Source organism: Aquibacillus halophilus (genome assembly GCF_009649745.1).
In the GTDB taxonomy this organism is placed as follows: domain Bacteria; phylum Bacillota; class Bacilli; order Bacillales; family Amphibacillaceae; genus Aquibacillus; species Aquibacillus halophilus.
The window spans coordinates 21,156-33,350 of sequence record NZ_WJNG01000015.1 but is presented as its reverse complement, the minus strand read 5'-3'; the positions used below and the strand labels follow the sequence as shown (position 1 = coordinate 33,350).

Below are 12,195 nucleotides of genomic sequence, written 5' to 3'. Positions count from 1 at the left end.
CTCCTAACCAAACTTAGGAGGAAAAAAAGTGCAAAAAAAAGAAAGTGATAATATAATAAGAAACTCCACGGACAAAACCGTATTTTTGATAAGTGGAGGTTTACTAGTACTATTTGTAATTTTAGCAATAATTGATTTAAGTATGGTAGAAGGATGGATTAACACCTCATTCGCATTTTCTGCTAAATTCTTTGGTGCTTATTGGGAACTGTTACTATTGGGGAACTTTGTTATTGGTCTTGGATTAGCAATCTCAAAGTATGGTAAAGTACGATTGGGAAAATTAACCAAACCTGAGAACGGCTATTACCGTTGGGTTGCAATGATCTTATGTACACTACTTGCTAGTGGCGGAGTTTTCTGGGCTGCTTCGGAACCAATGAGCCATTTTATTACAAGTCCCCCATTATTTGATGATAATTCATCAACCTTGGCCGGTGTAGAGCCTGCCTTAGCGCAAAGCTTCTTACATTGGGGTTTCCTTGCCTGGGCAATCTTAGGAACATTAGCTACGATTGTGTTAATGTATGTTCATTATCACAAGGGGTATCCAATGAAGCCTAGAGGGATGCTATATCCGGTTTTTGGAGAGAAAATTTTTAATAAAAACAGTATTCTTGGAAATGCTGCTGATATTGTGTCTATTGTAGCTGTTGCGGCAGGTACAATGGGGCCGATTGGATTTCTCGGTTTACAACTTGGGTATGGATTACACTCTTTATTCGATGTTCCTAACACATTGGTCACAAACATTATTGTTATTAGTGCACTAGTAGCAATTGCTGCTGTTTCTGTTGCTACCGGAATTGATAGAGGTATTCAGTTTTTAAGTAGAATAAATGTTGGTTTAACGATTTTTTTAGCTATTTGTATGCTAATCCTGGGACCAACTATGTTTATTATTAATAAATTTGTATCTGCAGAAGGATTTCATATCCAAAATATGCTGACAATGGCTCTTTATCAAGGGGATCAAGCATGGCTTGGTTGGTGGACTGTCTTCTTCTGGGGCTGGTTCCTAGGGTATGGACCTATGATGGCTATATTTATTGCAAGAATTTCCCGTGGAAGAACAATTCGAGAGTTAATTATTGCCGTATCCATTGTTGCGCCACTAGTAACGAATTTCTGGTTTACTGTGGTTGGTGGAACTGGCCTAAAAGCTGAGTTAGATAATCCTGGATCGATTTCTGTTCCTTTTGCTGAAGGTGGAATGCCGGCTACAGTAATGGCAATTATGGATCAATTACCATTTGGATTTTTCCTTGCAATTGGTTTCCTATTTGTTACTTTAGTATTTGTCGCAACAACTGTTGACTCCATTTCATATACTGTTGCGGTATCGTTAACTGGTAGTGATAAACCAAGCAGGATGATTCGAGTGTTCTGGGTATTGATTTTTGGTGTGCTATCAAGTGTATTATTAGCTATTGGCGAAAACAGTATCTCAGCTATCCAAAACTCTATTGTCGTAACTGCAGTTCCCGTTTCATTACTCATGCTGCCGACTCTTTGGGGAGCAGTTCAAATTGCTCGCAAATTGGCTGCTGAGCAGAATATCACTTCTAAGTAATGGTACTTGGAACTACACAAGCTATTATATGATCTACTTTATATCTTTTTGTTCATGCAACTACATTTTGCATGAACAAAGAGGTTTTTTTTGCTCATATTTTTAAATAATCGGTAATTTACTAATTAAAAATTATGTTAAGGGAAGGGTAGTTAATAGTAATAACAGGTTTATACACTTGTAATTTAGGAGGCTTTATAATGCAACAAGATAATAAAACAGATAAACCCGTTTTTATTATAAGTGGGGGATTATTAGTACTATTCGTTGTTTTAGCAATGATTGATCTGGACATGGTGGAATCGTGGATAAATACATCATTTGCCTTCTGTGCCAAGTACTTTGGCTCATACTGGGAAGTACTGTTATTAGCAAATTTCGTAATAGGAATAGGTTTAGCTGTTAGTAAGCTAGGAAAAGTTCGTTTGGGTAAAAAAGCAAAGCCTGATAATGGGTATTATCGTTGGATTGCAATGATCCTGTGTACACTACTAGCTAGTGGAGGGGTATTCTGGGCTGCAGCTGAGCCGCTAAGTCATTTTATAACAACCCCACCGTTATTTGACGATGTCTCATCCACATATGCAGGCGTTGAGCCGGCCTTGGCACAAAGCTTTTTACATTGGGGTTTCCTTGCCTGGGCAATTCTAGGAACGCTTGCCACAATCGTGCTGATGTATCTTCATTATGATAAAGGTTATCCGATGAAGCCAAGAGGATTTTTATATCCTGTATTTGGAGAAAAAATATTCCGTGATAACAGTATTGTTGGTGGTTTTGCTGATGTTGTTTCAATTGTAGCTGTTGCCGCCGGTACAATGGGGCCAATTGGCTTTCTTGGTTTGCAGTTAGGCTATGGATTACATTGGTTATTCGACATTCCTAATACATTAACAACAAATATTATCATTGTAAGCGCACTAGTAGTAATTGCTGCAATTTCAGTAGCAACAGGAGTAGATAGAGGAATTCAGTTCTTAAGCAGAATAAATGTTGGTTTAACGATATTTTTGGCAATCTGCATCTTACTTGTTGGACCAACCATGTTTATTTTAAATAAATTTGTATCAGCAGAAGGATTTCACATTCAAAATATGTTAACGATGGCCCTTTATCAAGGCGACCAAGCTTGGTTAGGCTGGTGGACTGTTTTTTTCTGGGGTTGGTTTTTAGGTTATGGTCCAATGATGGCTATATTTATAGCTCGAATTTCTCGGGGTAGAACAATAAGAGAGCTAATTATCGCGGTATCAATTGTCGCTCCACTTATAACTAACTTCTGGTTTACCGTTGTTGGAGGAACAGGACTCAAAATTGAGTTAGATAAGCCTGGAGCAATCTCTGTACCATTTGCTGAGGGTGGAATGCCTGCAGCAGTAATGTCAATAATGGATCAACTGCCACTTGGCTTCTTCCTGGCACTAGGGTTTCTAATAGTAACACTCGTATTTGTATCAACGACAGTCGATTCGATATCATATACAGTTGCTGTATCGCTGACTGGAAATGATAAACCGCATAAATTGATCCGAGTGTTCTGGGTACTGATATTTGGTTTAATGTCCATTATGCTACTAGCAATTGGTGAGAACAGTATTTCGGCAATTCAAAATTCTATAGTCGTAACAGCAGTTCCTGTCTCGCTCATTATGCTACCGACATTATGGGGCGCTATCCAATGCGCGCGGAAATTAGCTGTTGAACAAAAAATAAAATAAATACTCCCCCTAATTTTGGGGGAGTTATTTATTGTTTTTGAGCAATAAAATTTATATTATCCATTTGTTATGAGAAAATTGAGATAATAAAATAATAAGGAGGAGTCATTCATGCTGAAAAATTTGCAGGATACAACGACACTACATAATGGTGTAAAGATGCCTTGGCTAGGTTTAGGAGTTTTTAAGGTAGAAGACGGAAGTGAGGCAGTTAACTCTGTAAAAGCCGCCATTAAAAATGGTTATAAAAGTATTGATACAGCTGCAATTTATAAAAATGAAGAAGGCGTAGGACAGGGGATTAAGGAGTCTGGAATTTCTCGAGATGAACTGTTCGTAACCTCTAAGCTTTGGAATTCGGATCAAGGCTATGAATCAACATTGGCTGCGTTTGAAACAAGCCTTAATAAGTTAGGTTTAGATTACTTGGATCTGTATTTAATTCATTGGCCTGTTCCAGCACAGGGAAAATATAAGGAAACATGGAGAGCAATGGAGAAGCTTTACGATGAAGGAAAAGTCCGTGCAATTGGTGTAAGTAATTTTAAAGAGCATCATTTAGAAGATTTAATGAAGGATGCAAAAATTAAGCCAATGGTAAACCAAGTTGAGTTCCATCCTAATTTTGCTCAGAAATCATTGCGTGACTTTTGTAAACAACATGCAATTCAACTGGAAGCATGGTCACCGTTGAAACAGGGGGAACTTTTGGATGATCCTACACTTTCTGAAATTGCAGAAAAGCATGGGAAAAGTATTGCGCAGATAATCATTCGCTGGGATCTACAAAGTGGAGTAGTAACGATTCCAAAATCAACGAAAGAGCACCGTATTATTGCTAATGCAGATGTGTTTGATTTTGAGTTGACAAAAGAGGATATGGCTAAAATTGATGGACTAGATACAAATGAACGAGCATTTGCCGATCCAGATGAATTCAATAAAGCATAGTACTAAGAGACGCCTGATTCCTGGGCGTCTCTTTTAGTTCCTTTTTAGATTTTTGGGATTAATTAAACCCAGTCAATCTCACCGAAACTTAGTAAAAAGTCAGGTTTGGAGGAAAACTATCTAAAGTTCGACAAGCGAATTCCTTGCACACCTACTGAGTAATGTTATTTAATTTAAGTGTAGGATGATTTCTTTACTAAGTTAGGAGGAACAACTTTGGCTTTTGTAATTACAGCTCCATGCGAAACAGAGAAGGCAGGAGAGTGCGTAACTGTTTGTCCAGTTGATTGTATTGAAGAAGGAAAAGATCAATTTTATATAGATCCAGATATTTGTATTGATTGCGGTGCTTGCGTGTCAGTTTGTCCAGTTGATGCGATTGTGGAAGAGTACGATTTAACGCCAGCGCAAGAAGTTTACCTGGAGAAGGCAGAAAAATATTTCGGAAATTAATTATCATAAAGCGATCAGTCTTATTATCTTGGCTGGTCGTTTTATTTTGAGCTAAATCTCAATTTTCTAGAGGCGACACAATGAAAATATTGATAAGGATGCGGTAGAAGTGGACTATATAAGTTATCTTAGATCAATGGTTGGACACGAAAAAGTGATCATGAATGTTGCGGGGGCATTAGTTTTTAACGAGCAAGGGCACGTGTTACTCCATTTACGTACTGATAATAATAAGTGGGGATTGCCTGGAGGTTACATGGAACTAGGGGAATCAATTACCGACACAGCTAGACGTGAGGTTTTTGAAGAAACAGGTTTGCGGCTAGGAAAGCTAAAACTATTTAGTGTCTACTCAGGACCAGGTAATGAGAAAACGTTGCAAAGTGGAGATCAAGTCTCACTAGTACAACTGTGGTTTACTTGTACTGATTTCCGGGGTCAACTTGTTATCCAAAATGAGGAAAGCTTAGATGCATCATTCTTCCCGCTAGATGCACTACCCGAAAACCTTTTTGAAAGCCATTATAGAGTATTTAAGGATCTACTTTCAGGCGAAGAGACCCCGATAATAAGATAAGAGCGGCGTCATTAGTACGCCGCTAATCCTAATAGTGCGTGTTCAAAAAGGAGGAACAAAAGAGCTGAGAAGTTCAAGGTAGTGCAGTAGCGGAACAGCAAACTGACGTAGAAATTCGGCAGCTATTTTTCCCGGACTTTTTGAACATCTTCTAATAACTAATTTTTAAGTGGGTTTGAGACTAACTGAGTATGCTTGATTCTTGAAAGTACAAATAAACCTATTATTGCTCCCGTACAGCTACTTACCAGAAAACCAGGAACAAAGGCGATAGCGCCTAATGATTGCCCCATAAGGATGTTGGCATAAGGTACGGATAATAAAGAACCAATAATTCCTGTTCCAATTATTTCACCGGTCGCTGCCATGTATTTTTTCTTTGTCCACCGATATAGAAAGCCTGCAAATAATGCACCAATCATCCCGCCTGGAAAAGCGAGCAAGGTACCTAAACCAAGCAGATTCCGTAGTAGACCTATCATGAAGGCTATTGCCATAGCAGGAATTGGCCCCAAAATAACTGCGGACATTACGTTAACAGCATGTTGAACTGGGTATGCCTTGGCTATTCCTGTAGGAAACCAAAGTAGCGAGGAACCGATTGTTCCAATTGCAACGAAAACGGCCATCGTTGTTAATAGTCGTGTGTTGTTCATATGAATCTCTCCTCCTTTTTGATAAAGCTACTAGGCGGTCGCAGGAATAAAAAAACAGGTCCCATTTGAGAACTAGGACCTGGTTAATATTATTATATTAATTGCAAATACTACTTCCCTCCGCTGGTATCATCCAGATCAGGTCCGTAAGAGTTAAAAAGCTTTTTAGTGCTTTTCTCTCAGCCTATACTTATAGGCACCCCTAGTAGAATTATTCAGTTATAAATCTTCATAATAAGATTACCATGAGTTCAAGTAAAGATAAACAGAATTAATAAAAGGCTATTTTCAAAAAGACTGTTGTGACTAAGTATCCATAAACTACGACGTAACTATTTGATAATTTTTTCACTTTTCCTTAATCGGCTGCTATGTTGATTTTCGCTCCGGGCAGTCGCTTTCCGCGGGCAACGCTTCAACTTCCTCGGAAGAATACCACTTCCTGCGGGATTTTCAGCCGTTGGGACTGCGATTACTCGTCCCATCGAAAACATTTGCTTTTCCCGCAGGAGTCGACTGCCCTCCGCTCCAATCAACCACATATAAGTGGAGTTATTAACAGTACTAGCGCTGTAAATAAACTAAGACTCATAAAAAAATACAAACCTCCATGCAATGAAATTTTCAGATTTGTAAATAGTGAAATTTTATGAATTAACGTTTCTTTGGGTACCATCTTACTTGAACAGAAAACTACTTTAAGCTTCGGAAAAAATGCGACACTCCTATGGGAAAGGAACAGTCTGAAGACCCCGCAACGAGCGTTTTTTCTCGTGAGGAGGCTGAGGCGTTCCCCATGGAAAGGGAGTGTTTTTCCGAAGCGATGGATGATCACTCATCCTATAAAGGATGGGGATAAGTCGTGACAAAGTTACGACGCAATTTATATCAAATGCGACGTAACTAATTTGCAAAACAACTTAGAAAAGAGCATAGTAAAAGCGATTGTCTTGAATTCGAGATAACCATGTAATAAAATTTAAAGTATAAATAACAGGATTAAGATTGTAATGGCAACGTAAATTAATAAAAAGATTTTAAGAAGGAGTGTTAGATTAATGGAAATAAAAGGACTTCACCATGTATCAGCAATAACAGCCAACGCTAAAAATAATTATCATTTTTATACGGAAATACTAGGAATGCGTTTAGTGAAAAAATCTGTTAACCAGGATGACACAAGCATGTACCACTTATTCTATGCTGATGAAGTTGGTAATCCAGGAACAGACCTTACTTTCTTTGAAATTCCAAGGGCGGGACATACCTATGAAGGGAACAATAGTATATCCATTACATCATTACGTGTACCAAGTGATGATGCGCTTAATTATTGGATAAAGAGGTTTGAAGAACTCGATGTTGAACATGAAGGAATTTCAAAGCAATTTGGTCGCTCGGCCATTCATTTCAAAGATCCAGAAGGTCAACGCTTAGCTTTGGTTTCAGATGAAAAGAATCAAGGTGTTGCAGGTGGAGTACCTTGGGATAAAAGCCCTGTTCCACAAGATAAAGGGATAATAGGGCTTGGCCCATCTAAGTTAACCGTCCCAAGTCCTGGACCAACTATTCAAATATTAACTGAGGTTTTAGGTTTTACCCATGTGGGGGACTACCCAGCGTTTATTGATGGACAGCCAGATATTCAAGTATATTCGACTGGACAAGGCGGAACGGGCGCGGAGGTTCACCTCGAGCATCGTACAGACTTACCACAAGAAAAACCTGGTCGTGGAAGTGTTCACCATGTCGCGTTTAGGGTAGATAATTATGATGAATTAGCTGAATGGAAAGATAAAATTAAACAACTTCGGATTCCCAACTCAGGCCTTGTGGATCGCTATTATTTTAAGTCTCTTTATTTCAGGGAGCCAAATGGGATTTTATTTGAACTAGCAACAGATGGTCCTGGTTTTACAACGGATGAAGATGTTGAACATCTCGGTGAGAGTGTGGCTCTACCACCTTTCTTAGAGGATAAGAGAGCAGAGATTGAAGCTAAGCTTCAACCACTAAATACGAAATTATATTAAATTGTGTTTTTCTCCCGGTTAATACTGACCGGGATTTTCTTTTGATTTGTTTTGGATTTGACATAGTGAGGAATAAATAGGGGAGTATAAAATAAAAAAGGAGAGTGCACTATGGAGAATAAATCCTTACTAGGTAAGGTAGCAATCATCACAGGAGCAAGCTCAGGAATAGGCAAAGCTACTGCTATCCGTTTAGCAAAAGCAGGGGTGAACATCGGGTTAATTGATTTAAAGGAAGAGAAGGCAGAGGCTGTTAAACAAGAAGTAGAAGCCGTTGGTGCGGAAGCGATTATTACAGATACTGATGTCTCGGATCCATCAAGAGTAAAAGAAAGTATCGAACTAATTGCAAAAGAATGGGGGAGATTAGACATTGTCTTTGCTAACGCAGGAATAAATGGGAAGGTTGCCCCGATTGAAGATATAAGTCCTGAGGAGTGGGACCAGACGCTAACAACCAACTTGAAAAGTACATTTTTGACTGTCAAATATTCCATTCCTCATATGAAAATAAAAGGTGGTAGTGTGATTATTACTAGTTCCATTAATGGAAATAGAAAGTTTTCAAGCATAGGTATGTCGGCGTATAGTTCTAGTAAAGCCGGTCAAATGGCATTTGGAAAGATGGCAGCATTAGAATTGGCACAATATAATATTAGGGTGAACATCATTTGTCCAGGCTCAATAAAGACAAATATTGGAGATAACACCTATCAGGATAAGAACAACTTAAAAAAGGTCAAAATTCCAGTCGAATTTCCTGAAGGTAATCAGCCCCTGGAGCACAAACCGGGTGAACCGGAGCAAGTAGCAGATTTAGTCCATTACCTGTCGTCTGATTCATCCAGTCATGTAACTGGAACGGAATTATATATTGATGGTGCAGAATCGTTATTATAAGTTTGTTTTTCTATATTTAAGTGAGATTTACTAAATAATGGGCTTGAAAGATAAATAGCGATAGTAATACAGGGGGATTAACATCTTGAAATTTAAAGCGGTTTTTCTAGATATGGACGGAACGATTTTGAATCATTACAATCAAGTGACTCAAAATACTAAACAAGTGATTGATGATCTTCGGGACATGGGTATTCTGGTCTTTATTGCAACCGGACGATCCTTTGGTGAGATTGCTCCATTAGTTCCAGCTGGATTTAAAGTGGATGGAATTATAAGCTCCAATGGAATGATGGCGCAAATAGATGACGATATACTGATTAAACACACCCTTCCTATTGACTTAGTTAAGATGATTATCGATAAAGCACGTGAGAATAAGGTTTACTATGAACTCTTTCCAATTGAAGGAGATAGGATATCGCTAAAAGAAGATAAAGCGATTCTTGAAGCTGAGATTCTTGAGCCCAAACCGGACAGTGTAGGAATAAATGAGTGGTTATCACGTAAAGAAGCAATAGAAAAAGAAATAAAATGGGAAGATGCTTTGGAAATTGATAATTTCTCTAAATTTTATTTTTTTAGTCGAAGTAAGGAACATATCAATGAATGGAAAAATGAACTAGAACAGCTCAAGAAAGAGATAGACTTCACAACATCTATCTCATCTGAACATAATGTTGAAGTAATGGTAGCTAATGTGAATAAAGGAACTGGTATAAAACGAATACTCGAGGAATTTGGGATAAGTGAAGAGGAAACTCTTGTGATCGGGGATAGTAATAACGACCTACCTATGTTTAAGATTGCAGGATATTCAGTTGCCATGCAAAATGCATCGGACCAAATTAAACAAGCTGTTGATGAAGTTACTGAATTTTCATGTGATGAAGATGGAGTTTGTCGCTATCTAAAGAATAAGTTTCAAATATCAAATATATAAATAAAAACTAAATGCTTAGGTGGCTACCCCAAAAAGTTTGAGTGAATAAATTTTACTTTCGGGGTCAGTACCTTAGTGACACTCGGTTTTTTGTTTGAAAATAAATGGCCAACCTGATATATGGAGAAGTACCTATCCATATTGTGACATGTCTGTCGATAAAATGTTAGCCAGTTCCAAAAGTGGCTGAATTGATGTCGTGTTCGCGTGTAACAATCAAATGAATAAAAATAGGTTAATTTCAGATAGCTTCTAATTATCTGGTTTTTTGAGAAAAATAGTAATTATTAGTCTTTGCTAGCATGAATCCTGTATAATTGATTTTAATTTAATACTCATGTATAAGCTTGGAAATATGGTCCAAGCGTCTCTACCGACTGACCGAAAATCACTGGACTACATGTGTGGAATGAACAGGATATAAAACATATCTAGCTAAAGGTGTATTTATAACTCGTGCATCCCATATCATGATTGCCTAGGTGAAGACGTCGCCTAAGGCTTTTTTGTGTTTTGTCGGTTGCTAGCAGAAGATACTTTTATTCAAGGGGGAGCAATCTTATATGGCAGATAGCAAAAGACTTTATGAAGTAAGCAGACTGCTTGCAAAGGTAGCATTAGGCGAAACAAAGGCAGACTTAGTTATTAAAAACGGAAGACTAGTAAACGTTATTTCAGGAGAGATACTAAATAACTATGATGTTGCTGTTAGTAATGGAAGAATTGCATATGTTGGAAACGTTGATCACACTGTAGGCCCTGAGACAAAAATAATCAATGCTAATGGAAGGTATATTACGCCGGGATTCTTGGATGGGCATATGCATGTGGAAAGCTCGATGCTTTCGGTTACTGAGTTTGCTAAAGCTGCTCTTGCCAAAGGTACAACAGGTATATTTATGGACCCTCATGAAATAGCAAATGTTATTGGAGTAGAAGGTGTTCGCTTGATGCATGAGGAAGGTCGGCAATTACCGTTAAAAGTCTTTACAACCTTTCCGTCCTGTGTTCCTTCAGCAGAGGACTTAGAAGATGCAGGTGCACAATTGAATGTCGAGGATATAAAAGAAGGCCTAACATGGGAAAATGTCGTAGGTTTGGGTGAAGTTATGAATTTTCCTGGAGTGATTTATGGAGATGAAAAAATGCTTGGTGAAATTGAAGAAACAATTAAGGTGGATAAGACTGTTACTGGACATTTCCCTGATGGAAGCGATCGTATGCTCCAAGCGTATATTGCGTCTGGGGTAAGTTCTTGTCATGAAACAATAACAAGGGAGCAAGGGTTGGAAAAGCTACGTCTAGGTATGCATGTAATGATTCGGGAAGGGTCTGCGTGGCATGATGTAAAAGAGGTAATTAAGATTGTTACTGAGGACCATGTCCATACAGGTAATATATTATTAGTTACTGACGACGTTTATCCGCAAACACTTGTGGAAAAGGGTCACTTGAATCATGTTGTTCGCCGAGCGATTGAAGAGGGGGTAGATCCAGTAACTGCGATCCAAATGGCAACCATAAATGTTGCGCGTTATTTTAGGAAAGAAGGCGATTTGGGTAGTATTTCACCAGGGAGATGCGCAGATATTTTGTTGATTGATGACCTGAAGCAAGTCGAACCTTCAATGGTTATTACTGACGGTGATGTTGTTGTTGACAATAATAAGCTAGTCACTGAGTTTCCGGAATTTAATTACCCGGACCATGTAAAAAATTCTATGAATCTGGGTAGAAAACTGTTGGTTGATGATTTTCTGATGAAATCAAAGAATGCAGGATCTACAACAAAAGTAAATACGATAAAGGTTATTGAAAACAGTGCAAGAACAGAAAGAATTGAAACAGAACTGTCGGTATTGGGTGGATTAATACAACCTAACCTAGAACATGATGTTCTTCAACTAGCGTGCATTGATAGGCACCACGCCTCGGGCCAAATATCCTTGGGGTTTGTAAGTGGGTTTAAATTAAACAAAGGTGCGGTAGCTTCAACGGTAGCCCATGATAGTCATAACCTATTAGTCATGGGGACAAATCCACAAGACATGGCGGTTGCTACGAATACATTGGTTCAATCAGGTGGTGGGATGACTGTTGTTGAAAACGGTAAAGTACTGGCCCACGTGAAAATGCCGATTGCTGGCTTGATGTCAGATCAACCATTAGAGGTCGTTGTTGAGGAAGTTAATGCATTGGAGAAGGCATGGTATCAAATTGGTTGTCCACTAAATGCTCCTTTCATGACTTTTTCTCTGATTGCTTTACCAGTTATACCGGATAGTCGCATCTCTAATCGTGGTATTGTCGATGTAACAAAATTTAAACTAATCGGCGTCGAAATAGATGATGTAGATAAATAGATGACCTAAAGAGTCTTCGAGTTTCACA

Annotated in this window: 11 protein-coding genes and 2 riboswitches; of the genes, 9 read left to right on the top strand and 2 right to left on the bottom strand. The window is 38.5% G+C overall.

Annotated elements, in window-relative coordinates:
- The first annotated feature begins 28 nt into the window (after positions 1–28).
- The 5 genes from GH741_RS16430 (at position 29) to GH741_RS16410 (ending at position 5,272) form a co-directional block, all read left to right on the top strand.
- Entirely contained in the window at positions 29–1,573 is a 1,545-nt protein-coding gene (locus GH741_RS16430) for a BCCT family transporter (protein WP_338079523.1), read from the top strand.
- A 200-nt stretch (positions 1,574–1,773) separates the two neighbouring features.
- Entirely contained in the window at positions 1,774–3,291 is a 1,518-nt protein-coding gene (locus GH741_RS16425; RefSeq protein WP_153737846.1) for a BCCT family transporter, read from the top strand.
- A 111-nt stretch (positions 3,292–3,402) separates the two neighbouring features.
- Positions 3,403–4,242, top strand: coding sequence for an aldo/keto reductase (locus GH741_RS16420; RefSeq protein ID WP_153737845.1), 840 nt, complete (start codon positions 3,403–3,405; stop codon positions 4,240–4,242).
- A 216-nt stretch (positions 4,243–4,458) separates the two neighbouring features.
- Positions 4,459–4,695: an indolepyruvate ferredoxin oxidoreductase subunit alpha gene (locus tag GH741_RS16415; RefSeq protein WP_153737844.1), complete on the top strand. Its 237-nt coding sequence runs from the start codon at positions 4,459–4,461 to the stop codon at positions 4,693–4,695.
- A gap of 109 nt (positions 4,696–4,804) precedes the next feature.
- Positions 4,805–5,272: an NUDIX hydrolase gene (locus GH741_RS16410; RefSeq protein ID WP_338079522.1), complete on the top strand. Its 468-nt coding sequence runs from the start codon at positions 4,805–4,807 to the stop codon at positions 5,270–5,272.
- Between the two features lie 158 nt (positions 5,273–5,430).
- Here GH741_RS16410 and thiW read toward each other — a convergent pair whose 3' ends face one another.
- Both thiW and GH741_RS16400 read right to left on the bottom strand, forming a co-directional pair.
- Entirely contained in the window at positions 5,431–5,928 is a 498-nt protein-coding gene (thiW, locus tag GH741_RS16405) for an energy coupling factor transporter S component ThiW (protein WP_153737843.1), read from the bottom strand.
- Between the two features lie 98 nt (positions 5,929–6,026).
- Positions 6,027–6,142, bottom strand: a riboswitch (TPP riboswitch).
- A 118-nt stretch (positions 6,143–6,260) separates the two neighbouring features.
- Positions 6,261–6,413 (bottom strand): hypothetical protein, encoded by a 153-nt coding sequence (locus GH741_RS16400; protein WP_153737842.1) that lies wholly within the window; start codon positions 6,411–6,413, stop codon positions 6,261–6,263.
- A gap of 573 nt (positions 6,414–6,986) precedes the next feature.
- Between GH741_RS16400 and GH741_RS16395 the strand changes: the two genes are divergently transcribed.
- The 4 genes from GH741_RS16395 (at position 6,987) to ade (ending at position 12,167) form a co-directional block, all read left to right on the top strand.
- Positions 6,987–7,961 (top strand): ring-cleaving dioxygenase, encoded by a 975-nt coding sequence (locus tag GH741_RS16395; RefSeq protein ID WP_153737841.1) that lies wholly within the window; start codon positions 6,987–6,989, stop codon positions 7,959–7,961.
- 111 nt (positions 7,962–8,072) lie between these two features.
- Positions 8,073–8,861, top strand: a complete 789-nt coding sequence (locus GH741_RS16390) for an SDR family oxidoreductase (RefSeq protein WP_153737840.1) — start codon at positions 8,073–8,075, stop codon at positions 8,859–8,861.
- A gap of 85 nt (positions 8,862–8,946) precedes the next feature.
- A complete protein-coding gene (locus GH741_RS16385; protein ID WP_338079521.1) occupies positions 8,947–9,804 on the top strand; it encodes an HAD family hydrolase in 858 nt (285 codons plus the stop codon).
- A 317-nt stretch (positions 9,805–10,121) separates the two neighbouring features.
- A riboswitch (purine riboswitch) is annotated at positions 10,122–10,223 on the top strand.
- A 144-nt stretch (positions 10,224–10,367) separates the two neighbouring features.
- Positions 10,368–12,167 carry an adenine deaminase gene (gene ade, locus GH741_RS16380; RefSeq protein ID WP_153737839.1) on the top strand — a complete coding sequence of 600 codons (1,800 nt, stop codon included), beginning with the start codon at positions 10,368–10,370 and terminating at the stop codon, positions 12,165–12,167.
- Positions 12,168–12,195 lie beyond the last annotated feature (28 nt).

Coding starts and splice junctions, on each gene's coding strand:
- GH741_RS16425 (WP_153737846.1), top strand. CDS start 1,774: ATGCAACAAGATAATAAAACAGATAAACCCGTTTTTATTATAAGTGGG.
- GH741_RS16420 (WP_153737845.1), top strand. CDS start 3,403: ATGCTGAAAAATTTGCAGGATACAACGACACTACATAATGGTGTAAAG.
- thiW (WP_153737843.1), bottom strand. CDS start 5,928: ATGAACAACACACGACTATTAACAACGATGGCCGTTTTCGTTGCAATT.
- GH741_RS16400 (WP_153737842.1), bottom strand. CDS start 6,413: ATGGGACGAGTAATCGCAGTCCCAACGGCTGAAAATCCCGCAGGAAGT.
- GH741_RS16395 (WP_153737841.1), top strand. CDS start 6,987: ATGGAAATAAAAGGACTTCACCATGTATCAGCAATAACAGCCAACGCT.
- GH741_RS16390 (WP_153737840.1), top strand. CDS start 8,073: ATGGAGAATAAATCCTTACTAGGTAAGGTAGCAATCATCACAGGAGCA.
- ade (WP_153737839.1), top strand. CDS start 10,368: ATGGCAGATAGCAAAAGACTTTATGAAGTAAGCAGACTGCTTGCAAAG.